This is a genomic window from Corynebacterium sp. CTNIH16, assembly GCF_032821655.1.
GTDB classification, from domain to species: domain Bacteria; phylum Actinomycetota; class Actinomycetes; order Mycobacteriales; family Mycobacteriaceae; genus Corynebacterium; species Corynebacterium marquesiae.
This window is the reverse complement of sequence record NZ_JAVBIG010000003.1, coordinates 209,945-235,496: the sequence shown is the minus strand read 5'-3', so window position 1 is coordinate 235,496 and position 25,552 is coordinate 209,945. Positions and strand designations below refer to the sequence as shown.

Annotated in this window: 23 protein-coding genes; 2 read left to right on the top strand and 21 right to left on the bottom strand. The window is 57.6% G+C overall.

All coding sequences use genetic code 11. The features are described 5' to 3' along the window. Positions 1-470 precede the first annotated feature (470 nt). The 21 genes from tyrS to uvrA form a co-directional block, all read right to left on the bottom strand. The gene (gene tyrS / locus RAE04_RS04775; RefSeq protein WP_317026603.1) at positions 471-1,730 is read right to left on the bottom strand and encodes a tyrosine--tRNA ligase; all 1,260 of its coding nucleotides are present in this window, start codon (positions 1,728-1,730) and stop codon (positions 471-473) included. Between the two features lie 23 nt (positions 1,731-1,753). Beyond that, the gene (locus tag RAE04_RS04770) at positions 1,754-1,927 is read right to left on the bottom strand and encodes a Trm112 family protein (protein ID WP_005323252.1); all 174 of its coding nucleotides are present in this window, start codon (positions 1,925-1,927) and stop codon (positions 1,754-1,756) included. Positions 1,928-1,983: 56 nt separating this feature from the next. Then, positions 1,984-3,021, bottom strand: a complete 1,038-nt coding sequence (locus RAE04_RS04765; protein ID WP_005323253.1) for an ornithine cyclodeaminase — start codon at positions 3,019-3,021, stop codon at positions 1,984-1,986. Between the two features lie 19 nt (positions 3,022-3,040). After that, positions 3,041-4,558, bottom strand: coding sequence for an amino acid permease (locus tag RAE04_RS04760; protein WP_317026602.1), 1,518 nt, complete (start codon positions 4,556-4,558; stop codon positions 3,041-3,043). A gap of 218 nt (positions 4,559-4,776) precedes the next feature. Continuing rightward, positions 4,777-6,207 (bottom strand): argininosuccinate lyase, encoded by a 1,431-nt coding sequence (gene argH, locus RAE04_RS04755; protein WP_317026601.1) that lies wholly within the window; start codon positions 6,205-6,207, stop codon positions 4,777-4,779. A 6-nt stretch (positions 6,208-6,213) separates the two neighbouring features. After that, entirely contained in the window at positions 6,214-7,434 is a 1,221-nt protein-coding gene (locus tag RAE04_RS04750; RefSeq protein WP_317026600.1) for an argininosuccinate synthase, read from the bottom strand. An 81-nt stretch (positions 7,435-7,515) separates the two neighbouring features. Then, the gene (locus tag RAE04_RS04745; protein WP_179386459.1) at positions 7,516-7,998 is read right to left on the bottom strand and encodes an arginine repressor; all 483 of its coding nucleotides are present in this window, start codon (positions 7,996-7,998) and stop codon (positions 7,516-7,518) included. Positions 7,999-8,001: 3 nt separating this feature from the next. After that, positions 8,002-8,922, bottom strand: coding sequence for an ornithine carbamoyltransferase (gene argF / locus RAE04_RS04740; RefSeq protein ID WP_317026599.1), 921 nt, complete (start codon positions 8,920-8,922; stop codon positions 8,002-8,004). Next, a complete protein-coding gene (locus RAE04_RS04735) occupies positions 8,919-10,097 on the bottom strand; it encodes an acetylornithine transaminase (RefSeq protein ID WP_317026598.1) in 1,179 nt (392 codons plus the stop codon). Before RAE04_RS04735 ends, argF begins: the two co-directional genes overlap by 4 nt. Further along, positions 10,094-11,029 (bottom strand): acetylglutamate kinase, encoded by a 936-nt coding sequence (argB, locus tag RAE04_RS04730; RefSeq protein WP_317026597.1) that lies wholly within the window; start codon positions 11,027-11,029, stop codon positions 10,094-10,096. The genes RAE04_RS04735 and argB overlap by 4 nt, the downstream gene beginning before the upstream one ends. A 13-nt stretch (positions 11,030-11,042) precedes the next feature. Then, on the bottom strand, positions 11,043-12,212 hold the full coding sequence (argJ, locus tag RAE04_RS04725; protein WP_317026596.1) for a bifunctional glutamate N-acetyltransferase/amino-acid acetyltransferase ArgJ: 1,170 nt from the start codon (positions 12,210-12,212) through the stop codon (positions 11,043-11,045). A 15-nt stretch (positions 12,213-12,227) separates the two neighbouring features. Then, on the bottom strand, positions 12,228-13,271 hold the full coding sequence (gene argC, locus RAE04_RS04720) for an N-acetyl-gamma-glutamyl-phosphate reductase (protein ID WP_317026595.1): 1,044 nt from the start codon (positions 13,269-13,271) through the stop codon (positions 12,228-12,230). A 144-nt stretch (positions 13,272-13,415) separates the two neighbouring features. Then, positions 13,416-15,929, bottom strand: a complete 2,514-nt coding sequence (pheT, locus tag RAE04_RS04715) for a phenylalanine--tRNA ligase subunit beta (RefSeq protein WP_317026594.1) — start codon at positions 15,927-15,929, stop codon at positions 13,416-13,418. A gap of 24 nt (positions 15,930-15,953) precedes the next feature. Then, on the bottom strand, positions 15,954-17,000 hold the full coding sequence (gene pheS, locus RAE04_RS04710; protein WP_198492985.1) for a phenylalanine--tRNA ligase subunit alpha: 1,047 nt from the start codon (positions 16,998-17,000) through the stop codon (positions 15,954-15,956). A gap of 103 nt (positions 17,001-17,103) precedes the next feature. After that, positions 17,104-17,907, bottom strand: a complete 804-nt coding sequence (locus RAE04_RS04705; RefSeq protein ID WP_005323262.1) for a TrmH family RNA methyltransferase — start codon at positions 17,905-17,907, stop codon at positions 17,104-17,106. Positions 17,908-18,014: 107 nt separating this feature from the next. Continuing rightward, complete coding sequence (locus tag RAE04_RS04700) at positions 18,015-18,467, bottom strand: TM2 domain-containing protein (RefSeq protein ID WP_317026593.1); 453 nt, start codon at positions 18,465-18,467, stop codon at positions 18,015-18,017. 153 nt (positions 18,468-18,620) lie between these two features. Continuing rightward, the gene (gene rplT / locus RAE04_RS04695) at positions 18,621-19,004 is read right to left on the bottom strand and encodes a 50S ribosomal protein L20 (RefSeq protein WP_005323264.1); all 384 of its coding nucleotides are present in this window, start codon (positions 19,002-19,004) and stop codon (positions 18,621-18,623) included. Between the two features lie 55 nt (positions 19,005-19,059). Then, positions 19,060-19,254 carry a 50S ribosomal protein L35 gene (gene rpmI, locus RAE04_RS04690; protein ID WP_005323265.1) on the bottom strand — a complete coding sequence of 65 codons (195 nt, stop codon included), beginning with the start codon at positions 19,252-19,254 and terminating at the stop codon, positions 19,060-19,062. Between the two features lie 36 nt (positions 19,255-19,290). Beyond that, positions 19,291-19,812, bottom strand: a complete 522-nt coding sequence (gene infC / locus RAE04_RS04685; protein WP_080970442.1) for a translation initiation factor IF-3 — start codon at positions 19,810-19,812, stop codon at positions 19,291-19,293. A gap of 270 nt (positions 19,813-20,082) precedes the next feature. Next, complete coding sequence (locus RAE04_RS04680; protein ID WP_317026592.1) at positions 20,083-20,931, bottom strand: hypothetical protein; 849 nt, start codon at positions 20,929-20,931, stop codon at positions 20,083-20,085. Between the two features lie 7 nt (positions 20,932-20,938). Further along, the gene (gene uvrA, locus RAE04_RS04675; RefSeq protein ID WP_317026591.1) at positions 20,939-23,779 is read right to left on the bottom strand and encodes an excinuclease ABC subunit UvrA; all 2,841 of its coding nucleotides are present in this window, start codon (positions 23,777-23,779) and stop codon (positions 20,939-20,941) included. Between the two features lie 65 nt (positions 23,780-23,844). Here uvrA and RAE04_RS04670 point away from each other — a divergent pair, with 65 nt between their 5' ends. Both RAE04_RS04670 and RAE04_RS04665 read left to right on the top strand, forming a co-directional pair. Beyond that, on the top strand, positions 23,845-24,447 hold the full coding sequence (locus tag RAE04_RS04670; protein ID WP_225747010.1) for an MBL fold metallo-hydrolase: 603 nt from the start codon (positions 23,845-23,847) through the stop codon (positions 24,445-24,447). A 77-nt stretch (positions 24,448-24,524) separates the two neighbouring features. Next, complete coding sequence (locus tag RAE04_RS04665) at positions 24,525-25,541, top strand: DoxX family membrane protein (protein ID WP_317026590.1); 1,017 nt, start codon at positions 24,525-24,527, stop codon at positions 25,539-25,541. Positions 25,542-25,552: the final 11 nt, after the last annotated feature.

The window sequence follows — 25,552 nt, the reverse complement described above, 5'->3', positions numbered from 1 at the left end:
ACAAAAGTTGAACACAATCACATGCCAACCAATCCATCTCAATGCAGCCGAAACACCAAACAGCATTCAAAAAGGTACATGTTCCACATACCCAACCGGCACACACCAACCAACAAACCACTAAGCCTGCTGGCAGACAAACCAATCAACACACAACCATGCACACAAAAATAAAAAGTACATTGGCACACTATTGAGTTCTCAAACATCATCCGCACACCTTAAGAAAATTAACTTTCCGTTAACCTCTCGTTGGCGGCCCGTACAAACTTACCCAACCAAATGAACCAAGTCAAATCATCGAACCAAGTCCGCACAAAATTCGCTTCAAAGTAACCAACCGGCTACCTCGCGGCGACTTGGATTAATCTAGCCCACCACAACCAAACAACACAAACCTGCAGAGTAGGGCGCAAAAATTAAAAAATGACGTCCTTCCAACACGTGGAAGGGACGTCATCTACTGCTCTTTAGCTCAACTTGGCACCAGCGAAATTCTTCTTGCCTCGGCGCAGAACGAGCCAGCTGCCGTGCAGAAGGTCTTCCGCGGACGGCTCCCACTCTGCCGATTCGATGCGCTGGTTATTGACGTAGGCGCCGCCTTCCTTGATGGTGCGGCGAGCAGCGCCCTTGGAATCGGCCAAACCGCTAGCCACCAAAAGGTCAACAATGGTGCGCGGTTCGCCGGCGGCAATGTCCGCGACAGTCGTTTCAGAAAGTGCGCCGGCTAGGGTTTTCTCATCAAGCTCAGAAAGTTCCGCCTTACCGAATAGCGCCTGAGCGGCAAGCTCGACAGCCTTAGTTGCCTCTTTACCGTGAACCAGATCGGTCATCTCTTGAGCCAGGCGACGCTGAGCCGCGCGCTTATAAGGCTCTTCTGCCACCGCGCGCTCGTATTCGGCAATTTCCTCCTGCGTCAAGAAGGTAAACCAGCGCAAGTAGTCGATGACCACAGAGTCACCGGCATTGAGGAAGTACTGGTACCAGGAGTATGCGGACGTCTTTTCCGGATCGAGCCATAGCTTTCCGCCGCCGGTGGACTTACCGAACTTCTGGCCGGAGGCGTCGGTGACCAGCGGCACCGTAAGACCATGTACCTTGGCGCCATCAATACGACGGTTTAGGTCAACGCCAGAGACGATGTTGCCCCACTGATCACCGCCGCCGATCTGCAATACGCAATCGCGCTCGCGGCGAAGCTGCACGAAGTCATTGGACTGAAGGAGCATGTAAGAGAACTCGGTATAAGAAATGCCGTCGCCCTCGAGGCGCCGCTTGACGGTATCGCGATCCAGCATCGTGTTAAGGGAGAAGTTCTTTCCCACGTCACGCAAGAAGTCGATGACGGACATGTTCATGGTCCAATCGGCATTATTGACCATGGTGGCAGCCTGCTCGCCGTCGAAGTCGATGAACCGACGCAGCTGGCCCTTGATAGCCTCGAGGTTATGGGCCAGATCTTCCTCGCTCAGCATAGAACGCTCGCCGACGTCGCGCGGATCGCCGATGAAGCCAGTTGCGCCACCCGCAAGTGCAATTGGGTGGTGGCCCGCGTTTTGGAAGCGGCGCAGCATGATGAGTGGGACCAAGTGGCCTGCATGGAGGGAGTCACCCGTGGGGTCGAACCCACAGTACAGCGCGATGGGGTTCTCGCATGCCTCGCGCAGGGATTCAAGATCGGTGGACTGGTTGATCAGTCCACGCCATTGCAGTTCATCGATGATATTCATGGGGGTCTTTCTAAAAGTCGAAGTTAAGCTGGCCATTTCTGGGCGTGGTCTACAAGCATGACTGGGATGTCATCCTCAATGGGATAGGCAATGCCCAGCCGCTCGTTGACGAGGACCTGTTTATCTTCCAGATATGTCAAAGGGCCCTTGTCTTGCGGACAGACAAGGACCTCTAGCAACTTCGGGTCAAGACTCATGCGTCTTATCTTAGCGGGTAGAGGAAGAAGTTGGATCCCTCTACCCCACCTTCGACTTAGAGCAGGGACGGAACGTTAGCAACCAGGGAGAAGAGATCCTTCGGGTCATCCGGGTTGGCGATGATGTCGATCTCGGACTCCAAGTCGGTGCCCTTGACGGAATCGCGCAGGTAACGCAGCGCGGAGAAATCGTTGATAGCGAATCCGACATCGTCGAAGAGGGTAATCTGCTCGTCGTCATCGCGGCCAGTGGCCTGACCAGTGAGTACCTGGTAGAACTCGACAACCGGGAAGTCTTCCGGCTTCTGCTGAATTTCACCTTCGATGCGGGTCTGCTCTGGGAACTCTACAAAGACCTTGGACTTGTCCAAGATGGAGCTCTCCAGCTCGGTCTTGCCCGGGCAGTCACCGCCAACGGCATTGAGGTGGACGCCTGGGGCGACGTGGCGCTCAGCCAGAATCTGGTTCTGAGCCTTGTCTGCGGTACAGGTGGTGATGATGTCTGCACCCAAAACCGCCTCGTCGACGCTGGAACAAGCAGTGATATTAAAGCCCAGTGGCTCCAAGTTGCGCTTGAACTTTTCTACCGCCTCAGGGTCGATGTCATAGATGGTAATATCCTCAATTCCCATAACGCCGCGGAAGCCAAGCGCCTGGAACTCGGACTGGGAGCCGGCACCGACCATGGCCATGCGCTTGGAATCCTTGCGTGCCAAGTGCTTTGCCACCATGGCGGAGGTCGCGGCGGTACGCAGTGCGGTAAGCAGCGTCATCTCGGCTTCGAAGGTGGGGTAACCATTGTCGACGTCGGCAAGCACGCCAAAGGCAGTAACGGTCTGGAAACCGCGAGCCGGGTTGGATGGGTGACCGTTGACGTACTTAAAGGAGTACTCCTTTCCGTTGGACGTAGGCATAAGCTCAATGACTCCGAACGGGGTGTGGGAAGCAACGCGCGGAATCTTGTCAAAGCGCTCCCACTCGCGGTAGTCAGCCTCGAGGTAATCCACCATTCCGGTAATGATGTTTTCAACGCCCTCGCGCTGAATCCAGCGCGCCATATTTTCTACGTCTACGAACTTAACAGCGTGGTTCATAAAAAGTCCTTTCTTAGATTTAGTTCTTCGGGTGAAGGTCTGTTTGCGGTGCGGCCGGGAAGCTGGAGGTAGGTAGGTGCTTCGCCTTCCTCTCTTCCGCGATAGTACGGATGCGGTCGCGCCATGCGTACCACATTGCCATAAAGACCGGAACGAGGAGCAGAGTGGATGCCAGCGCATAGGTACCGATTGGATAATCAAAGGCCATCAAGATAATGACTAGGCCAATGAAGATGAGTACGGCCCAGTCTCCGCCTTCGCCAAACGGCGAGCGGTATCCCGGTCGGGTGTAGCTTCCGCTCTTGGCTAGGCGCACAAACTTGAGGTGCGAGATCGCAACTGCCGCCCAGGACGCCAATGTGCCCAAGGCTGCCAGGTTGAGCACGATTTCAAACGCCATCTCCGGCACCACATAGTTGAGGAAGACGCCTGCCAAGCCCACCAAGGCCGCCATGACGATGCCGCCGTAGGGAACACCAGACTTGGACATGCGAGCACCAAACTTCGGGCCGGAGCCGGAGGTGGACATGTTGTACATAATGCGGCCGGTGGAATACAAGCCGGCGTTGAGCGAGGAAATCGCAGCGGTGATAACGACAAGCTGGAAAATCGGGGCCGCCACACCTACGCCGAGGGACTCAAAGAAGGTCACAAATGGCGACACGTCAGCGACATAAGTGGTGTACGGCAGCACGAGCGTGAGCAGCAGCACGGAGCCGAAGTAGAAAATCAGGATGCGCAGCAGCACGTTATTAACCGCGCGCGGGATGTGCTTTTCGACATCTTTAGTCTCACCGGAGGTGGTTCCAACGAGCTCAATGCCAGCGTAGGCAAAGACGACACCTTGGACCACAATGACGGCAGGCATGAGGCCATTGGGCAACCAGCCGCCGGTATTAGAAATGAGACTAAAGCCGGTGGGATCGCCACTCGGATGGCCGAAGATGAGGACGCCGATGGCCACCAGCATGAAGATGATCAATGCAACAATCTTAATCAGCGAGAACCAATACTCCAGCTCGCCGAAGATCTTCACCGAGAGCATATTGAATACCAGGATGCCGCAGATAACTACGAGGGCAAGTGCCCACTGCGGAACGGAATCGAGCCACGACGTGTATTGGCTAAACCATTTGATGTAGATAGCTACGGCTGTGCCATCCGCCACCAGGGTCATGGCCCAATTTCCCCAGTACAACCAACCGGTAACAAAGGCGGTCTTCTCGCCGTAAAACTCGCGGGCATAGGAAACGAAGGAACCGGAGCTGGGGCGGTAGACGATGAGCTCGCCAAGAGAACGCAGGATGATATAGCCGAAGAAGCCACAAATGAGATAGAGCACCGCGAGAAACGGTCCGGCGTCTTGCAAACGACTTCCGGTGCCCAGAAGAAGACCGGTACCGATGGCAGAACCGATGGCGATCATCTGCAGCTGGCGATTGCCCATTCCCTTTTGCAGACCGTGGTCTTCTGAGGCGTAGACCGCTTTCTCGTTTTCGTGCGGCCCCGCTGTGGGCGGGGGCGAATTTACTGTCATAGGAGAGATCATCCTTTCATTACGGTGACTGAGTCTGGTAGGTCACATTCTCTGCAAGAATACTAACGCACCACATTGTTACCCATGTCACCACTACCCCCATTGTGTTCAACAACGCAGCTGACAGGTTGGGGATGGGGGTCACTCTCCCACCCCCGCAGCGAGATATAAAAGAACCGCATGGCCAGTGACCATGCGGTTTTAAACAGCACCGAGAATTAGCGCAGCGGCTTCTGCGCCCACGTGCGAGCAGCCGCGGCACGCTCGCGGACAGTCTCGCGCTGCTCCGCCACGCGGGCACCAGCGGTGCCGCCCTTGGTGGCACGAGAGGCCACTGCCCCGTCGATAGTGAGCACTTCACGGACGCTAGGCTTCAGCCGCTTGTCGACGCCCGCCAAATCCTCATCGGTGAGCTCCACTAGGTCAACTCCCCGCTCCTCCGCGATGCGCACGCAGGCGCCGGACGCTTCGTGCGCCTCGCGGAAAGGAACGCCTTGGCGAACCATCCATTCGGCCAAGTCGGTAGCCAGCGTGAACCCTCGCGGGGCAAGTTCGCGCATGCGGTCCTCGTGGAAAGTCAGTGTGGACACCAGCCCGGTCATTGCCGGCAGCAGCAGGTTAAGCTGCGCCACCGAATCAACGATGGGCTCCTTATCTTCCTGCAGGTCGCGGTTATAGGCCAGCGGCTGTGCCTTGAGCGTAGACAACAGGCCAGTGAGGTTACCGATAAGGCGGCCAGTTTTGCCGCGGGTGAGCTCCGGAACGTCCGGATTCTTCTTTTGCGGCATGATGGACGAGCCGGTCGACCATGCATCATCCAGGGTGACGTAGCCATATTCCGGCGTGCACCAGTAGATAATTTCCTCCGAAAGTCGGGACATGTCGACGGCAATCTGCGCCAAGACGAAAGCCGTCTCGGAGGCGAAGTCACGAGCCGCAGTGCCATCCAAGGAGTTCTCCGCGGCGGCATCAAAGCCGAGCTCCTCCGCAATGGCTTCCGGATCTAGCTGCAAGGAGGAACCGGCTAGAGCGCCAGAACCGTAGGGCGATACAGCCAAGCGCTTATCCAGGTCCTGCAGACGCTCAATATCGCGCAGAAGTGGCTGCGCATGGCCCAAAAGCTCATGCGCCAAAAGAACTGGCTGTGCCGCCTGCGAGTGAGTTTTGCCCGGCATTATGGCGTCCGGATGTGCTGCTGCCTGATCGGCCAAGGCATCCACCAAGTCGCTTACCTGGGCCGCGGTATCGCGAATGGCATCACGTACCCACATGCGAAACAGCGTCGCGACCTGGTCATTACGGGAACGACCGGCGCGCAGGCGACCGCCTACCTCTGGGCCTACAATCTCGATGAGCCCGCGCTCCATCGCACCATGGACGTCCTCATCCGTGGGCGCTGGGCGGAACTCACCAGAGGCCACCTTTTCCCCTAGTTCGGTGAGGCCGGAGAGCATGGTGTCCAAGTCGACGTCGGAAAGCAAGCCAGCCTTGTGCAGCACCTTGGCATGCGCCTTGGAGGCTAGTACGTCATATGGTGCCAGCACCCAGTCAAAGTGGGTGGATACAGAAAGGGCAAACATCGCCTCAGATGGACCGCCGGAGAAGCGGCCACCCCATAGGGCACCCTCATTAGTCTTATGCGGTTCCATGTGCTCCTACTTCTGCGCGCTGGTGGGGAAACCGCCGTCGCGGTCACGCTGGTTGGAGATCTGGGTGGACAGGCCGTGCAGCTGCACAAAGCCCTTAGCTGCGGTCTGGTCGAAGGTATCGCCAGTGTCATAAGTAGCCAGGTCAAAGGAGTACAACGACTGACCGGAACGGCGCCCAGTGACCGTGGCGGTACCGGCATGCATGCTCAGGCGGATATCGCCGGTGACGTTTTCCTGGGACTCCTCAACGAAGGCATCCAGAGAACGCTTCAGCGGCGAGTGCCAGAGGCCGTCATAGACCTCTTCGGACCAGCGGGCATCGATCAAGCGCTTGTAGCGGGCCAACTCGCGCTCCACGGTGACATCCTCCAGCGCTTCGTGAGCCTGGATGAGGACCATGGCGCCCGGAGCCTCATAGACCTCACGGGACTTAATGCCTACCAAGCGGTCCTCCACCATATCCAGACGGCCAATGCCCTGCGCACCGGCGCGGCGGTTGACCTCTTCAATAATCTGCAGCGGGGACATCTTCTGGCCATCAACTGCCACCGGGATGCCCTTCTCAAAGGAGATGATGATTTCATCCGGGGCATTACCCAGGCTCGGGTCCTCGGTATAGGCATAGAGATCCTTCGTTGGCGGGTTCCACAGATCCTCAAGGAAACCGGTCTCTACCGCGCGGCCCCACAGGTTCTGATCGATGGAAAATGGCGAGGAAGCGGACTGCTCAATCGGCAGGTTGATCTCTTCCGCGAAGGCGATAGCCTTATCGCGGGTCCAGGCATAATCGCGTGCAGGGGCAATGATTTCGAGGGAAGGATCCTGCGCACGGAAGGAAACCTCGAAGCGTACCTGGTCATTACCCTTGCCGGTGCAGCCGTGGGAGACGTGGGTGCCGCCGAATTCCTGCGCCGCTTTCACCAAGTGCTTGGTAATGAGGGGGCGGGAAATAGCCGATACCAGCGGGTACTGCTTCATGTACATGCCGTTTGCCTTGATGGTGGGAACGCAGTATTCCTCTGCAAACTCATCCTTGGCATCGATAACGATGGATTCTACGGCACCGCAGTCAAGTGCACGCTGGCGAACCGATTCCATATCTTCGCCGCCCTGGCCCAAGTCCAGGGAAACGGCGACAACGTCACCACCGGTCATTTTTGCTAGGTATGGGATGGCAACGGAAGTATCAAGGCCACCAGAGTAAGCCAAGACTACGCGTGCGGACATGGTTAAGCTCCTTGTTCTATTGGAAACAATTCATCTAAGTACATAATATACGATGGTGGTGTGAATTGCCACCACCGCCGTCTAAATATTCCGCGTGGTAAGTGTCACTGCCAGATCTGCGCCCGAGACGCCCTCGCGCGCCAAGACGAAGATGGTGTCATCTCCGGCGATGCAACCGATGACATCGTGCAGCCCCACCCTGTCAATAAAGCTGGCAAGGTACTGGGCCGCACCGGCTGGGGTGCGCAGCATAGCTATATTGCCGGAAGAATCATGGGATACCACCAGCTCATCGAGCATGCGGCGCAGCTTTTCACGGGGGCCGCCCACCTGGTCTTCAAATTGCTCCAGCTCACCGCCGACCACGTAGTAGGAACGGCCACCATCGCGCTTTACCTTCTTCGCCCCCAGCTCATCCAAGTCACGGGACAAAGTGGCTTGGGTGATGTCGATGCCGTCTGCGAGAAGAAGCTCGGATAGTTGCACCTGGCTGGTGACGCGATTGCGATCCAAAATCTCCAAGATCTTGGCCTGCCGAGCATTGCGGGTGGTCGGGGTGTTCATTACTTAGTTGATCTCCTTATTTATTTCGAGCAACCAGACAAGAAGCGCTTTCTGAGCATGCAGGCGGTTCTCCGCTTCATCAAAAACGCGCGACTGTGGTCCATCAATTACCTCAGCCGTGACCTCATTTCCACGGTACGCCGGCAAACAATGTAAGAATATTGCATCCTTATGCGCTTTGCTCATTATGGTCGAATCAACCTGATATGGCAGGAACGGCGTACGCCTATCGCGGCCATCATTTTCCTGCCCCATAGAGATCCACGTATCGGTGATGACTACGTCTGCACCTTCAACTTCATCCACGTCATCAGTAATGGTGATGTTGCCCCGCTTGCGCGCGCGGTCGACGAATTCCTGGCGCGGCTGGAATCCTTCGGGCGCGATAATAGAGACGTCCATGCCGGCCGTGGCGAAACCAATCATGTAGGAGTTAGCCATATTATTATCGCCATCGCCCAGGTAGACGGCCTTTTTACCTTTGAGGTCACCCAAATTCTCGCGACAGGTCAGCAGGTCAGCCAAAATTTGGCAGGGATGCAGGTCGTCGGAAAGCGCATTGATCAGAGGAACGGTCGCAGTCTCCGCCATCTGGAGGAGGTTGTCATGGCCAAAGGTGCGCCACACGATTGCCTCCACGTACCGCGAAAGCACCGCGGCCGTATCTTGGTAGGACTCCCCTTTGCCCATCTGAGTGGTAGAAGTATCGACGGTAATGCCCTTGCCGCCCATATTCGCTACTGCGGTTTCAAAGGAAAAGCGGGTCCGCGTAGACGTTTTATCAAAAAGCACGGCCACGGTCTTAGGCCCCTCTAGTGGGCGCTCCGCAAAGGGATCCTTCTTGAGCCTTTCAGCTAGGTCCAAAACGGTTGTTTGTTCTTGTGGGCTGAGATCGTCGTCAGCCAGAAAGTGTCGCAGGCTCATGCCAGTTCCTCCACTATCGTCCGAAGTGTTGTCAGTGCTGTGTCTAGTTCATCGTGGGAAATAACCAAGGGCGGGGTGAGGCGGAGTACATTCTCACTGGGTGCGTTGAGGATGAGCCCCTGTGCAAGCCCGTCGCGCACGGCCTGCTTAGCCACCGGTTTTGCTAAAACAATGCCGAGCATCAGGCCGCGGCCGCGTACGCGTTCTACAAGCGGTAATTTTTCCATCTCTTGCCGCAGATAGGCACCCTTATGGGTAACTTCCGCAAGAAAATCCGCATCCACCGTGTCAAGTACTACGTTCGCCGCAGCGCAGGCCACGGGGTTTCCGCCAAAGGTGGTGCCATGAGAGCCAGGTTTAAACAAATCCCTCGCGCGACCGCGGGTAATGGTCGCGCCGATGGGTACTCCGGCACCTAAGCCCTTCGCCATGGTGATGACGTCCGGTTGTATGCCTTCTACCTCGTGGGCGAAAAAGGTGCCGGTACGGCCCGCACCCGTCTGCACTTCATCCACGATGAGCAAGATGCCGTATTCATCGCACAGCTCGCTTACCTTCTGCATGAATCCCGCAGGGGCCGGAATGACGCCGGTCTCTCCCTGAATTGGCTCAAGGATGATCGCCGCGGTATCGGTGGGATCTTGCTCTACCAACTGACGCAGGTAATCCGCGTCCCCGAACGGGTAGAACTCCACCCCGCCCGGTAGTGGGTGGAAGGCGCGCTGCTTATCGGGCTGGCCGGTCAGGGCGAGCGCACCCATGGTGCGGCCATGGAAGCCGTGCTCTGCCGCGAGGATTCGGCGCCTGCCAGTCAAGCGGGCAAGCTTAAATGCGGCCTCGTTCGCTTCGGCGCCAGAGTTGCAGAAGAAGACGCGGGCATCGCTATCTCCTACTCGCCTAATCAACTTCTCCCCGGCGTCGAGCACCGGCTGCGTGGCAAAGAGGTTCGAGGTATGCACCAAGGTGCGGGCTTGGCGCGAAACCGCCTGCGCCACCTGCGCATTGCCATAGCCCAAAGAATTGACAGCAATCCCAGCGAGAAGGTCGATATAGCTCTTCCCCTCCTCATCGGTCAGCGTTGCTCCTTGGCCGGAGACGAGGCCTATTGGTGGCGTGCCGTAGGTATCTACAATCGTCTTCGACCACCGCGTGGTCAAGCTTGCTGGCTTTTTCATGCCGCATCGTCCTTCCTGAAGATGGTCCCTTCGGGATAGTCGTGTTTGTCATAGTCATCTGGCAGCACCATGGTTCCGACGCCGCCTGGGGTTAGAAGTTCTAAAAGCACCGAGTGACCAATCCGGCCATCAATAACGTGGGCGGCCGATACCCCAGCTTTTACCGCCTTAAGGCAGGACTCCATTTTGGGAATCATGCCGGAGTCCAAGTACGGCAATAAGCGGGATAGCCGGCCACACTCGATCTTTGACACCAAGGACTCCCGGTTCGGCCAGTCCGTGTATAGTCCTTCCACATTGGTCAAAATGACTAATCGCTCTGCTCCAATCGCGCTGGCCAAAGCGCCCGCCGCACTATCGGCGTTGATGTTATAAATCGCGCCATCTTCTCCCGGTGCAATGGTCGAGACCACAGGGATGCGTCCGGCCTGGACAATGTCCATAACGGCAGCAGGATTAACCTCTACGATGTCGCCGACCATGCCAATATCGGTAGGTTCGCCATCGATCTCCACCAGCCGTTTCGTAGCCCGAAATAGTCCTCCATCTTCTCCCGAGGTCCCCACTGCATAAGGACCATGGGAATTGATGAGGTTGACTAATCCGCGGCCCACCTGCCCAAACAGCACCATGCGCACGACGTCCATGACTTCCGGCGAGGTCACGCGGAAGCCGCCTCGAAACTCCCCTTCAATGCCGAGCTTTTGCAGCATGGAGTTGATCTGCGGCCCGCCACCGTGGACCACCACGGGATGGACACCGACGGTGCGCAAAAAGACCATATCCGCCGCAAAGGCCGCCTTGAGCTCCTCATCCACCATGGCATTTCCGCCATATTTCACCACCACTATGGTGTCCCGATAGTGCTGGAGCCATGGGAGGGCATCCGCCAAGACAGTGGCGCGCTCGTGGTCACTAAGTCCGCTAAACATTCTCATCTCCTCCCTAGGAGCTATACGCCGAATTGATTTCCACGTAGGCATGGGAGAGATCCGTCGTGCGCACGAATGCTGACCCCGCGCCTCCCGTGCCTAGGTCTACGCGAACATCGATATCGGCGCCGCTAAGGTCCACCTCACGCGCCCCCGGCGTGCCCGTTGATGCCCGACAGACCGGCTGGTCATTGAAATAGACGGAGATATTGTCCGGCTCCATTTCTGCATCTGCCATTCCCACAGCGGCGAGGACACGTCCCCAATTAGGATCGGAACCAAACATGGCGCACTTAAACAGGTTGTCGCGGCCCAAGGTGCGCGCGGCATTGAGGGCCTGGTTATCCGTGGCCGTGCCCTCTACCGTGATTTTGACGCGCTTAGTCACACCTTCCGCATCCGCTTGCAATTGGTCCGCAATGTCCGCACACACCGCGAGCACCGCCGCATCCAGCTTTTCTTGGCTGGGTGCAATACCCGATGCCCCAGAGGCCATGAGGATTACCGTGTCATTGGTGGAGGTAGACCCATCCACGTCGAGGGTGTTAAAAGTCTTGGCTACGGCCTTGTCTAGGGCGCTGTGGAGTGCGGAAGCACTCGCGGCGGCATCGGTAGTAAGGCATACCAACATTGTTGCGAGAGAAGGAGCCATCATGCCTACTCCCTTGCCCATGGCCCCCACTGACCAGCCGTCCGCAGCATAGGTGGCTTCTTTGGTCACGGTATCGGTGGTCATAATGGCCGCGGCTGCCGCGTGGGCGTGTTCCGCACTCGTGCCAAGGCCCTTCACTACGTCGGCCGCACCAGCCAGCACCTTGCGCATTGGCATGGGCTCACCGATAATCCCCGTCGAACAGGCGGCAATGTCTCCCTCGGGAAGATGCAAGGAGTGAGCAACCTCAGCTACCAGCGCAGAGGCATCCTTGTCCCCCTGCGCACCATTGCACGCATTGGCGTTGCCAGAATTGAAGATGACCGCAGCAAGCTGACCATCGCTTAGCGCCTTGCGGGATATTTTCACCGGCGAGGCCACCACGCGGTTGCGGGTAAAAACCGCCGCCGCATCGAAGCACGGACCATTATTTACCACCAAGGCCATATCGGGTGTGCCGGAGGGCTTAATCCCCGCTGTAGTTGCGCCGACGCTAAAGCCGGCGGGGCCGGTAATCCCAGCTGTACTCATTGTATTCTCCTAGTGTTATGGGGCCACGGCCGCTTGCGGCAGGCCCGAGGTTTCATCCCAGCCAAGTGCCAGGTTCATGCATTGCAACGCTGCGCCAGCTGTTCCCTTGCACAGGTTGTCTAGCGCTGAAGTGACAACGAGCTGTCGGGCGCATTCGTCCACGTGAGCTTGGATATGGACCATGTTGGTTCCCACGACGTTCTGGGTTTCGGGTTGCTGCCCGGCTGGAAGGACGTGGCAAAAGGTCTCTTGGGTATAAAAGTCGCGGAATGCTGTCTCCACGTCACGCTTGCCGACGCCCCTTCTAAGCCCCGCCGTAGTCGTCGCCAAAATCCCACGGGGTAAGGGCGCAAGAACCGGTGTAAAGCTGACGGAGAGCTTCTGCTTGGCAAAAGGCTGCAGGTTCTGCAGGATCTCTGGGGTGTGTCGGTGCGTCCCGCCAGGTTTATATGCTTTGAGGTTTCCCATGGTCTCCGCGCCAAGGTGCGCTACAGAAGCTTTCTTCCCGGCCCCAGAGACGCCGGTAATAGCGATGACCGAAAGGGTCGGCTCCACGAGCTCGTGCGCCACGGCCGGCAGAGCCCCAAGGGTGACCGCTGTAGGGAAACATCCCGGTATTGCTATTCGGTGAGCACGCCGCAGCGCTTCCCGATTGCCGGGCACCTCCGGAATTCCATAGGGCCAGCTTCCGGCATAGTGGCCGCCGTAGAAGGCATCCCAGTCAGACTTACTACGAAGGCGAAAATCGGCTGCACAATCGATCACGGTGGTCTGCTGGCCCAGTTGCTGGGCGATGTGAGCAGAGTGCCCATGCGGTAGGCCCAGGAAAACAATGTCGTGCCCACGGAGCTTTTCAACGGCCGTCTCCTCAATGACTCTGTCCGCCAACTGAGGCAGGTGCGGCATGAGCTCAGCTACCGTCTTCCCGGCGGTGGAATGTGCCGTGAGTGCGCCAATGCGCAGGCGGCCGCAAAGATAGGCCGGATGAGATAGCAGCAGGCGAAGGATCTCGCTTCCTGCGTATCCGGTGGCGCCTGCTATTGCTACTGAAATCGTCATAGGGGTGACTATAGCAATAAATACACTCGCCCGTATGTTATTCATACAAATTGGGAAAAATACCTGGTTAAAGCTTCGCTAGGAGCGAAAAATGTATGAAAAAGGGGCGGTGAGCTATATCTCACCGCCCCTTTTTGGGGAAAGCTATGCGCGCATCTCTGCGCCCAAGCGCTGCTTAGCCAGCTCCGCTGCCGCCGTGCGGTGCTCATTGACTTCCTCATCGGTCAACGTGCGATCCGCTGCCCGGAACAGAAGCTGGAAGGCCAAGGACTTCTTGCCCTCACCCAACTGCTCACCGCGGAAAATGTCGAAGAGCTCCACGGTCTCGATGAGTTCGCCCGCCCCCTCTTCCACGGTGGCGCGCACGCGCTCTGCCGGGACGTCTTCATCCACCACGAGCGCGATGTCCTGGTGCAATGCTGGGAAGGAAGACAGTACCGGCGCAGGGAACTTCTCTTCCAATGGCATAGCGGTAACGTCCAGCTCCATAGCGCAAGTACGCGCTGGCAGGTTCAGAGCTTCCAGAACCTGCGGGTGAAGCTCACCGGCATGGCCCAGAACCACATCAGTGCCAGCCACCTTCACGGCAGCACAACGACCTGGGTGCCAGGGAAGAACGTGCGCTGCCTCCAGCTCGATATCCACGCCGGCGGCGCGAGCGACCTGGCGGGCGGATTCGATAGCGTCGGCGTAGCTATATGCGCGACCCTCGCCCCACGGTCCCTCATGCTCAATATTGCCGGTGGCCACCGTTGCAACGTGCAGCGGCTGCTCAGGAAGGGTATCAAGAAGTTCGGAAACAACCTGCTCAGAAGGTCGCTGCTCGACAGAAGGCATGGGCGACGCCGCGGCGCGCTTGAATGCCACTTGCTGCAGACCATACAGGGCGAGGTCGCTGCGGCCACGCGCAACATTGCGGCCGATAGCCTCCAGCATGTTCGGAAGCAGAGTTGTGGACAAGATGGCCTTATCTGCCTCAAGCGGATTCTGCACCTCTACGGTGCGGCGGCGAGCATCATCCTTGTCCAAGCCCCACACATCAAAGGTGTCGTTCGCCACGAACGGGGCCGGCAATACCTCTGCATAACCGGCATAGGCCAGGCCGTGACCAATAGCGCGGCGACGCTTCTGCGCTGGGGTCAGACCGCGGCCGCCGGCCGGAGTAGGCAAGACGGTGGGAATGTCCTCCAAGCCCTCCAGACGTAGGACCTCCTCAATGAGGTCAACATCCATAGAGATATCGGTGCGCCACGTGGCAGGCGTTACCTGCAGCAGTTCCCCCTCATCGGTAACCGTGCAGCCGACTTCCTCAAGGCGGGAAATAACGGTCTCACGGGAATAGTCAACTCCTGCATACTCGCTAGCCTTTGCGGTGCGCAGGGCAATAGGCTCACGCTTGGCGACGCCCCCGATAAGCGTCCGGCCTTCCTCAATGGTGCCGCCCGCCAGCTGCTGCAAGAGCGCACATGCGGTGTCTAGAGCGACCTCGACGACCGCTGGATCCACGCCACGCTCGAAGCGGCGGGAGGACTCGGACGACAATTTATGGCGGCGGGAGGTGCGCGCCACGGTGATCGGATCCCAGATAGCGGATTCGAAGACAACATCAGTGGTCTCCGCCGAGATTTCGGAGGTAGTACCGCCCATGACACCGGCCAATGACTGGATGCCATTGTCATCGCAGATGACCACGTCTTCTGCAGAAAGCTCACGCTTTACATGGTCCAGAGTCTCGAACTTCTCACCCTCCTCCGCGTTACGGACAACAAGGTTTCCTTGGATCACGTTAGCGTCAAAGGCATGCATCGGGGTGCCCAACAGCAACATCACATAGTTAGTAATGTCCGTAGGCAGGTTCACGCTGCGCTGGCCGCAGAGCATGAGCTCGCGCTCCAGCCAGAACGGGGTACGCGCCTGCGGGTCTATACCGCTGACTTTGCGGAGGCCGAAACGCTGCGCCTTGGTCGCGGGGTCTAGGGTGACGTCGATAAGCGAGCCCTGCGCCGCCGGAACAGCAGAGGTATCAATTCCAGCTACCGAGGGATCCTCGGCAATATCGGCAAATTCTAGATCGAAAGCGGAGGCAATCTCACGGCTCAAACCACGCGCGGATAGGGCGTAGCCGCGATCCGGGGTGATGTTGACATCAAAATCGGTATCGTGCAGCCCAATAATCGGGCGAGCATCCTCACCTACTTTATCGGCGACGTCATCGCCCAAGACGATGATGCCGTTGGCCTGCGCGCCCAAACCGAGCTCAGCGCCGGAGCACAGCATGCCATTGGAGATGTGATCATAGGTCTCGCGAGCCGCAATTTTAAAGCCACCTGGCAGTTCCGAGCCCGGAAGCGCCACAACGACATAGTCATTCAAACGGAAATTACGAGCACCGCAAATGATGCCCTGCAGCTCGCCGGTCCCATTAGCCTGGCCAACATTCACCTGGCAGTAGCGGATGGGCTTTTTGAACTGAGTAAGTTCCTCGATCTCTACCACCTGGCCGATGACCAGCGGACCGGTGCTCTCCGGAACGGCAGCATAACCTTCGGTTTCAAAGCCGACGCGCACGAATCCGGAGTCCATATCAGCAGCGGAAACGTTCCAACCAGAGTTCTTAGCGCCCAGGATGCGGGTGACCCAGTCTTGGGAAATAAGCATTAGTGTGTCTATCCTTTCTGGGTTTTAAGCCTGCACGCCAAACGGCAGGGTGAAGCGGACATCGCCTTCGACCATGTCGCGCATATCGGTCAAGCCATTGCGGAACTGCAGCGTGCGCTCGAGGCCCATGCCAAAGGCAAAGCCCGTGTATTCCTCTGGGTCAACACCAACGGCGCGCAGCACATTGGGATTCACCATGCCGCAACCGCCCCACTCGATCCAACCGGCGCCGCCCTTCTTATTCGGGAACCACACATCAACCTCGGCAGAGGGCTCGGTGAACGGGAAGTAATTCACGCGCATGCGCGTCGTAGTCTCCGGACCGAACAACACCTTGGCCAAGTGCTCGAGGGTGCCGCGCAGGTGAGCCATGGTCAGGCCCTTATCCACGGCCAAACCTTCTACCTGGTGGAAAACCGGGGTGTGGGTGGCATCTAGCTCATCGGTGCGGAATACGCGACCTGGGCAAGCGATATACAGCGGCACATCGCGCTCCAGCATCGTGCGTACCTGTACCGGAGAGGTGTGCGTGCGTAGCACCTGCTTAGAACCCTCGCCGGAAACGTGGAACGTATCCTGCAGGGTACGCGCTGGGTGATCCGGCTTAAAGTTCAAAGCGTCGAAGTTAAAGTACTCCGCCTCAACCTCGGGGCCATCCGCGATTTCCCAGCCCATGCCGACGAAAATATCCGCAATGCGTTCCGACAGTGCGGTAATCGGGTGAAGCGCACCAGTCTGGGTGCGAGTGGTAGGAATCGTGACATCTACGGTCTCTGCTCGCAACTGCTCCTCGCGGGCCTTCTGCTCCAAGACGTCCTTAACCTGGGCAAAGCGCTTTTCCATCTTGCCGCGGGCCATGTTGACAGCCTTGCCAGCGCTCTTGCGCTGGTCCTTGGGCAGCTGCCCCAATGACTGGCGAGCCTGCGGAATATAGCCGCCATCTCCTAGGTGCTCGCGGCGGGCTGCAGCCAACTCATCGAGCGTTTCGGCTGCGTCGAAGGCTGCGATAGCCTTTTCGGCCGCGGCCCCAAGAGCCTCTTCGGTCAATTCGATCTGCGGTGTATCGGACACGTACTTCGTACCTTCTTCTCGCGCGAAAACTAACGCGTGCAATCTTACTCTGTCCCGGCTAGTCCGACCGCCCCAGGGACCCCCTTTTCATTCGGGGATCTGCTTAGCTGTGCTCTTGGGCTTTTGCTGACTCATAAAGACAGATACTCGCCGCGGTCGCTAGGTTGAGTGACTCTGCGCGCCCACGTAGCGGAATACGCACCCGCATATCGGCTTCTTCCAGTAGCTCGCCCAACCCGTGGGCCTCGTTGCCAAAAAGCCACGCCGTTGGCTGAGATAGATCTGCCTCTGCGAGGTCTACTTCCCCATCAGCGGCCGTCGCCACAATCTGCATGCCCGATTTACGCAGCTGCCCCAAAACGTCTTTGATATTGGGATCCCGCGCTACCGGGACATGAAATAGCGAACCGGCCGAAGCGCGCGCTACCTTGCAGCTGAGGGGATCGACCGTCTCGCCCGCAAAAATTACTCCATCTGCGCCCATGGCGTCAGAAGTCCTAATCAACGTGCCCGCATTGCCCGGCTCCGAAGTGAGCACGGGAACAGAGACCAAACTTGGCTTGCCGTTAAGGATTTTGCCCGCGGACCACAGCACTGGCTTGCATAGCGCGAAAAGCCCCGTGGTGGTGGCGGTATCAGATAAATGCTTAGCCGCTTTATCGGTAATGGGATGTACGTACACCCCCATGTAACCACAGGCGGTAATAATGTCACCGAAGCGTTCTGCCGCCTTTTCAGTGACGAAAACATCAACAGCCGCGCCTGTAGACACCGCGGCATCTACGGCGTTTTCTCCTTCAATCAGGAATTGCTTCGCCTTCTTCCGGTTAGCCGCACGGTGCAGCTTGGCTGCGTTAACAATGCGCGGAGTACGTTCAGTAAAGGCAGAGTCAAAATCCAAATTCATGGCTCCTACCCTACCTACTAGTTGCCTAGCCCCAGGCTCAGCCCCTGCTGCGTAGGCAAAATAAAAGTCCTGCTGCCGATTTGGCAACAGGATCACAATGTTGGGTGCTACTTAGCTAGTGGCACGCCGCGGGCGTCCTTATCGTAATCACCGGCGCCGGCAATGATCATAATGAACTCAATAAAGACCCAGATTCCGACGATGGCCCAAAACGCGAATCCGAGCAAAAACCAGAAAGTAGCCCAGCCCAAGATATTAAGCACCAGCTGCGCTACGCCAAAGCTCGTGCGGCCGGTATAAAAGTTATGCGCGCCGAAGGAGCCCAAGAAAAAGCACAGAAGCAAAGTCGCGATCCAAGACTTTTGCGGTCCCTGCGCCACATACTGCTGCTGCACCGGATAGGAACCCATATTCGGTTGTGGTGCATAGCCTTGGTTGTACTGCGGCTGGTAACCGGCCTGCTGGCTATAGGGGTTGTACTGCTGGCCCTGGTTGTTGTCATAGGAGTGGCCAGAATACTCGCCGTTTTCTGGTTGGTAGCCACCATTTGGGTTTGTCACAGGGAAATCTGCTCCTCGGTCTCGGGGTTACTCGGGGTCCCGACCCAATGTAGCATGCGAGGCCGAGCTCACTAGACAGATAGAGCGTAAAACCAACAAGGCCCGCTTCGCCTGGCACATAAGCCGGAGAAACGGGCGTTGTATTCCTAGTAACTAGGCAGCCTTAGGAGCGTTAACGTCCTCAGGCAGGGCAGCCTTGGCAGCCTCGCACAGTGCGGAGAATGCCTCGAAGTCATTGACAGCAAGCTCAGCCAGGATCTTGCGGTCAACCTCGATCTCAGCCAGGCGCAGGCCGTGGATGAGACGGTTGTAGGTGATGTCATTCATGCGGGCAGCAGCGTTGATGCGCTGGATCCACAGCTTACGGAACTCAGACTTACGAGCGCGACGATCGCGGTAAGCGTAAGTCATGGAGTGCAGCCACTGCTCCTTCGCCTTACGGTACAGGCGGGAGCGCTGGCCGCGGTAGCCCTTAGCGGACTTCAGAATCGCGCGACGCTTCTTCTTTGCGTTAACTGAGCGCTTTACTCGTGCCACAGTGATACTTCCTTAATTCGAATTGTGATGGCGGATGTGGGTTGATTCGGCGCTATTATGCGCGGCCGAGCAGGCGCTTGACGCGCTTGGTGTCAGGCTGTGCGACTGCCTCGGTGCCCTTCAGACGACGGGTACGCTTGGACGGCTTGCCCTCCAGCAGGTGGCGGCGGCCAGCCTGCTCACGGCGCAGCTTGCCGGAACCGGTCACCTTGATACGCTTTGCGGTGCCCTTGTGGGTCTTCTGCTTCATGAGTATTAAGTCCTTAAATCCTACGTGGAATCTGGTCTACTTCTTGCCCTTGCGAACCGGACCCAAAACCATGGTCATATTGCGACCATCCTGCTTGGGGCGGGACTCAACAACGCCAACTTCAGCGACGTCATCGGCCAAACGCTCCAAGAGGCGGAAACCCAGCTCCGGACGCGATTGCTCACGGCCACGGAACATAATGGTCACCTTGACCTTGGATCCCTTCTCGAGGAAGCGAACTACGTTACCCTTCTTGGTCTCATAATCGTGATCATCGATCTTCGGGCGGAACTTCTGTTCCTTAACCACGGTCTGCTGCTGGTTCTTACGGGCTTCGCGAGCCTTCTGAGCCTGCTCGTACTTGAACTTGCCGTAGTCCATGATCTTGGCCACTGGGGGCTTTGCCTTCGGGGCGACCTCAACCAAGTCAAGGTCAGCCTCGTATGCAAGCTTGCGAGCATCATCAGTACGGACGATGCCCACCTGTTCACCACCGGGGCCTACTAAACGGACCTCGGGTACTCGGATACGCTCATTGATGCGAGCTTCAGCGCTGATTGTGGTTCTCCTCGATTAGGGGGTGTATGAGTAAGTAGTTCACCTACCGGGACCACAAACGAATCAAACCCGGTCTGCCAAAGACAGCCGGGAGTTCTCACAGTGCCAAGCACGTTTGCTTGGTTACCTTTACCTTTATCCTACGAACGGTGTTCGCGGCATCGGGTGGGAGATACTCCGCTTGTGACCCACGAACCTTGAAAAGGCGTCATGGGCGGTAGTGGCTTTGAGGATAGCAGCTTCTACCCTTTCCACCAAATCGCAACTCGCTTAGCTGTCCTTGCAATGGGCAGCTGGTTTAATAATGCCCTTCTTTACCCCTCTATCAACGATGCCCACCATTTCATGGGCGAGGTACTTTACCGCTGGCTCAGCTTTGGCATAATCCTCGCCATCGGTAATCACAGATAACGCGACACCGACGCGCTTTCCGGTAACCTCATGAACACCAAATTGGCGGTAGGTGTACTCATTTTCGTCCTCGTCCAAGCCCCAGCCACTTTTGGCGCGGGTTCGCTCCTCTTTCGACAGGCCAATTTTCTGCCAGGACACAATGTCTTTGAGTACCTTGTGGACGTAGTCCGCCTCCTCGATGCAAGGCAATTCAGCACCGAAGACTGCCTGGTCTTTCAATGACCACGTGGAGTAGCCGAAGGCGGTGTTATGGATATCCGCGTGCGATCCATAGTCTTCGAGCAATTCCTCTACGGCCTTATCGGCGGAGCCTTCGTGCCATTGCACCTGGGACCACAAGGAGTAGGCAGCATCGTTATCGGATTCCTTGATTGCCAAGTCAACCAGGCTTTTATCCGCCCCGTCTTTCAGCGCCGCGATGGCGATTGGCACCTTAATGGTGGACCAGACAGGGCCCTTGCCCTTATCGCCCACAGCAATGGTGTCATCGCCGGCTGAAATAGCGACCCCAACCTTGGCGTGGTACTTCCTTGCGGTCTTGTCCACTGCACGGTCAAGCTGTGTGCGCACTGAGTCCGGGTTGGGTGCCGGAGAGGCCGTCGCGGGCGCTGAGGCCTTCTCGGTCTCAGGATCGCTAGAGCAGGCGCTCACCGTAAACAGAGTGAGCGCTGCCAGCAGGCTGACGCCGAGGCGGTAGCTATTCATTGTGTCCCTACTTCAACATTTCCTTTAGGTACCTTCCGGTATAGGAGCCTTCCACCTGTGCAACATCTTCCGGGGTGCCCTGGGCGACTACGGTGCCACCGCCGGCGCCGCCTTCCGGCCCCATATCCACGATCCAGTCCGCAGCCTTGATGACATCGAGGTTGTGCTCAATGACAAGCACCGAATTGCCCTTGTCGACGAGGCCTTGGATAACCAACATCAACTTGCGAATGTCCTCAAAGTGCAGACCAGTGGTCGGCTCGTCCAAGATGTAGATGGTCCTACCGTTGGTGCGCTTTTGCAGCTCCGAGGCGAGCTTAACGCGTTGCGCCTCACCGCCCGAAAGCGTAGTAGCGGCTTGGCCGAGGCGAACGTAGCCCAAGCCGACGTCGACAAGCGTGGCAAGGTAGCGGTGAATCGAGTTGATGGGCTCGAAGAAGTCCGCTGCCTCAGAAATTGGCATGTCGAGTACCTCGGCGATGTTCTTGCCCTTGTAGTGCACCTCCAAGGTCTCGCGGTTATAGCGAGCGCCCTCACACACCTCACACGGAACATACACGTCCGGCAGGAAGTTCATCTCGATCTTGATGGTGCCATCGCCTTGGCATGCCTCGCAGCGCCCACCCTTGACGTTGAAGGAGAAGCGGCCGGCCTTGTAGCCGCGGACCTTGGCCTCCTGGGTTTCGGCAAAAAGGTTTCGGATCTTGTCAAAGACGCCCGTGTAGGTTGCTGGGTTGGAACGCGGGGTACGGCCAATCGGGCTCTGGTCTACCTGGACCAGCTTATCTAGGTGCTCCACGCCCTCGACGCGCTGGGCACGGCCGGGGACCTGGCGGGCACGATTGAGCTTATTGGCCAAAGTCTTGGCCAAAATCTCATTGACCACGGTGGATTTACCCGAGCCGGAAACGCCGGTAATGCACGCCAGCACTCCCAGCGGGATTTCGACGTTTATGCCCTTGAGGTTATTCTCGCGCGCACCCACGACTTTCAAGGTGCGGTCCTTGTCGATCTCACGGCGGTGATCCGGGACTGCGAGCACCTTCCTGCCAGATAGATACTGGCCAGTCAGGGACTGCTCTACCTTTTCAATTCCCGCCGGTTCGCCTTGGTAGACCACCTCGCCACCATATTCACCGGCACGCGGGCCCACATCTACGAGCCAATCGGACTCCCGAATGGTGTCTTCATCATGCTCGACCACAATGAGGGTATTGCCAATATTGCGCAAACGCTGCAACGTCTTAATAAGCCGGTGGTTATCGCGTTGGTGCAAGCCAATAGAAGGTTCATCGAGCACATAAAGTACACCGGCCAAACCGGAACCAATCTGCGTGGCCAAACGGATGCGTTGTGCCTCGCCGCCCGAAAGCGTGGATGCGCCGCGATCCAGCGTCAGGTAATTCAGACCAACGTCCAGAAGGAAGCGCAACCGAGCCTGGGTTTCCTTGAGTACCGCACCGGCAATGATTTCCTCGCGGTGTCCCAGCACCAAAGAGTCCAGGAATTTAGAGGCATCCTCAATCGAAAGCGCACACAGTCCCGCAATGGACTGCTCACCATGAGTAGTAGAAGCCAAGCGGACAGCCAAGATCTCCGGCTTCAAGCGCGTGCCTTTACAGGTGCTGCACGGCACGCGGCGGGTGTACTGCAGCAGGCGGTCTTTTTGGGACTGAGAATCGGTCGTTTCCAGCTTGCGGTGAATGAAACCGGTCGCGCCCTCAAACGGCGCGGTCCAATTGCGCTGGCGCCCGTAGCGGTTCTTGTACCGAACCTGCACCTCCTCGTCCGTGCCATAGATGAGCGCGTGGCGCTGCTCCTTGGTCAATTCGTTCACTGGCGTCTTAGGGTCAAACCCCATTGCCTTACCCAGTCCCTCCACTAGCTTGACAAAGTAGCGGGAGTTGGGAGAGGAGTGCCACGGCTGAATCGCATCAACCGCCGGGGCTTCTGGATCCGGAATAAGCAGGTCAACATCGACTTCCAGCTTGGTACCTAAACCGTCACACACCGGGCAAGAACCAAACGGGGCATTGAAAGAAAAAGCACGGGGCTCATACTCTTCGATGGTCAGCGTATGGCCATTCGGGCAGGCGGCCTTCTCCGAGTACGTGTGGGTGAGCTCTTCCCTATCCACGAACTCGATGGTGACTAGGCCATCCGCCAAGCGCAGGGCCGTTTCCACCGAATCCGTTAAGCGTTGCTTCTGCGAGGCCTTTACCTGCAGACGGTCAACCACTACCTCAATATTATGCTTGATCTGCTTCTTTAGCTTGGGAGGATCGCTGAGCTGATGGGTCTCTCCATCTACTCGCACGCGGGAATAACCCTGAGCCGACAGGTCTTGGAAAAGATCCACAAACTCGCCCTTGCGCTTGCGCACTACCGGTGCAAGCACCTGGAATTTCAGCTTTTCTTCCAGATCCAGCACCGCATCCACAATCTGCTGCGGTGTTTGGCGCTCAATCACCGCATCGCATTTTGGGCAGTGCGGGGTACCAGCACGGGAAAATAGCAAGCGCAGATAGTCGTAGATCTCCGTGATCGTGCCCACCGTAGAACGTGGATTATGGTTGGTGGATTTTTGATCAATGGACACCGCGGGTGACAGGCCATCAATAAATTCCACGTTCGGCTTGTCCATCTGCCCTAAGAACATGCGGGCATAAGAACTCAAGGATTCCACGTAGCGTCGCTGACCTTCAGCGAAGATGGTGTCAAAGGCCAGCGAAGATTTACCGGAGCCGGATAGACCGGTAAAAACAACCATTTTATCGCGGGGGATATCGATATCCACGCCCTTGAGGTTGTGCTCGCGGGCACCGCGCACCACCAAACGATCAGCCACTGTGCTCAGACCTCCAGTACTAGGGATTGCAATCTTCCCTCGAATGTACCCGTAGGCTAGGAAACATGACTAACGAGCTTCAGCTACATCAGATTTCCGTGTCCGAGATGGACAATAACTGCTACCTCCTGCAGGCGGGCGAAGAGGGCCTGCTTGTCGACGCCGCCGATGACGCCCCCGCAATCCTCGACATGGCCCGCAAAGCCGGGGTGAAAATTACCGCGGTTCTCACCACGCACCGCCACTGGGATCACGTGCGCGCGCTCGAGGAGATTTTGTCCGAAACGGGTGCCACTCACTACGCCTCCTTCCTGGATTCCCCCGCCATCCCGGCTGAGGTAGACGTGGAGCTACGCGAGGGCGATTCCATCGAGTTCGCGGGTCTTCAGCTGCCAGTCATCATCTTGCGCGGCCACACCCCCGGCGGGGCAGCTCTGGTTGCAAGCATCGATGGCGTCACCAACCTCTTCGTAGGCGATTCTCTCTTCCCCGGCGGCCTGGGCAAGACCACCTCTGAGGGTGACTTCGTACGCCTTTATAAGGACGTTACGGCGCGTATCTTTGATGAGTTCCCCGACAATACGATCGTGCGCCCGGGACACGGCAAGTCCACAACCTTGGGCGAGGAGCGCCCCAAGCTTGGTGACTGGTGGGAACGCCGCTGGTGATCCAATGGCTAATTTCCGCGTACAATGGTCTAGCACACGATAGGTCTAGAACAACGAGCTAAGGAGCTTTAAGGACTATGATTCGCAAGCTTGCCCGCCCCATGCTGGCATCCGTATTTGTATGGGAAGGCGTAGACAACCTGCGCAACGCGTCCGAGCACGTGAAGGAAACCGAGGGTTTCCTCAAGACCGTGCGCAAGGCCGTTCCTTCTGAGTACCAGGGCTACATCCCCAATGACCCAGAACTAGTTACCCGCGCCATTGGCGGCGCTAAGGTAGGCGCCGGCTCCACCTTGGCTCTGGGCAAGGCACCGCGCACTTCCGCTGCGGTGCTGGCCGCTGCTACCCTGCCCAACCTGATTGGCAAGAACAACTTCTGGGCTGCAGACAACAAGGAAGACAAGGACTCCCGCCGCAACGGATTCGTTACCAACACCGCTTTGCTCGGCGCACTGTTTATCGCTACCCAGGACACCGAGGGCAAACCTTCCCTGCGTTGGCGCGCACAGAAGGCCGGCAAGCGCACCAACAAAAAGATTCAGCAGGCGCTGCCTACTAAGTCTGAATCCGAGCAGAAGCGCGAAGAGCTCTCTGCCCGTGCTAACGAGCTGTCTTCCAAGGCCGGCGACTGGATCAACGAGACCTCTGCCAAGGCACAGGCTTACGTAGACGACAACAAGGATGACTGGCAGTCCACCGGCCGTGGTCTGCTAGATACCGCAAAGTCCTATGTTGACGATGCCAAGACCTACGTAGAGGACAACAAGGACGATTGGCAGGAGTCTGGCCGCGACTTGCTGGGCAACGCCAAGTCCTTCATTGAGGACTCGGTCGACAACGCCAAGACTTATGTTGATGACAATAAGGGTGACTGGCTCGAGACCGCACAGGCTAATCGCGACACCGCCCGTACCCGTGCGGTGAAGGCAGCTACCAAGGCTCAGGCACGTGCCGATAAGGCCGTCGCCAAGCTGGATGGCGCCAAGTCCAAGCGCGCAAACAAGAAGGCCTCCAAGCACGCTGACAAGCTACAGCAGAAGGCAAATAAGAAGATTGAGGCAGCTATCAAGAAGCTAGAAAAGCGCTCTAAGTAGCCACATCTTCC

Coding starts and splice junctions, on each gene's coding strand:
- RAE04_RS04760 (WP_317026602.1), bottom strand. CDS start 4,558: ATGACAGTAAATTCGCCCCCGCCCACAGCGGGGCCGCACGAAAACGAG.
- argF (WP_317026599.1), bottom strand. CDS start 8,922: ATGAGCCTGCGACACTTTCTGGCTGACGACGATCTCAGCCCACAAGAA.
- argC (WP_317026595.1), bottom strand. CDS start 13,271: ATGACGATTTCAGTAGCAATAGCAGGCGCCACCGGATACGCAGGAAGC.
- RAE04_RS04665 (WP_317026590.1), top strand. CDS start 24,525: ATGATTCGCAAGCTTGCCCGCCCCATGCTGGCATCCGTATTTGTATGG.
- RAE04_RS04765 (WP_005323253.1), bottom strand. CDS start 3,021: ATGAACCACGCTGTTAAGTTCGTAGACGTAGAAAATATGGCGCGCTGG.
- argJ (WP_317026596.1), bottom strand. CDS start 12,212: ATGAGTACAGCTGGGATTACCGGCCCCGCCGGCTTTAGCGTCGGCGCA.
- RAE04_RS04705 (WP_005323262.1), bottom strand. CDS start 17,907: ATGAATTTGGATTTTGACTCTGCCTTTACTGAACGTACTCCGCGCATT.
- argH (WP_317026601.1), bottom strand. CDS start 6,207: ATGGAACCGCATAAGACTAATGAGGGTGCCCTATGGGGTGGCCGCTTC.
- RAE04_RS04670 (WP_225747010.1), top strand. CDS start 23,845: ATGACTAACGAGCTTCAGCTACATCAGATTTCCGTGTCCGAGATGGAC.
- tyrS (WP_317026603.1), bottom strand. CDS start 1,730: ATGAATATCATCGATGAACTGCAATGGCGTGGACTGATCAACCAGTCC.
- RAE04_RS04745 (WP_179386459.1), bottom strand. CDS start 7,998: ATGAACACCCCGACCACCCGCAATGCTCGGCAGGCCAAGATCTTGGAG.
- argB (WP_317026597.1), bottom strand. CDS start 11,029: ATGTTTAGCGGACTTAGTGACCACGAGCGCGCCACTGTCTTGGCGGAT.
- rpmI (WP_005323265.1), bottom strand. CDS start 19,254: ATGAAGCAGAAGACCCACAAGGGCACCGCAAAGCGTATCAAGGTGACC.
- RAE04_RS04770 (WP_005323252.1), bottom strand. CDS start 1,927: ATGAGTCTTGACCCGAAGTTGCTAGAGGTCCTTGTCTGTCCGCAAGAC.
- pheT (WP_317026594.1), bottom strand. CDS start 15,929: ATGCTTATTTCCCAAGACTGGGTCACCCGCATCCTGGGCGCTAAGAAC.
- RAE04_RS04750 (WP_317026600.1), bottom strand. CDS start 7,434: ATGTCCGCACGCGTAGTCTTGGCTTACTCTGGTGGCCTTGATACTTCC.
- RAE04_RS04735 (WP_317026598.1), bottom strand. CDS start 10,097: ATGAAAAAGCCAGCAAGCTTGACCACGCGGTGGTCGAAGACGATTGTA.
- RAE04_RS04680 (WP_317026592.1), bottom strand. CDS start 20,931: ATGAATAGCTACCGCCTCGGCGTCAGCCTGCTGGCAGCGCTCACTCTG.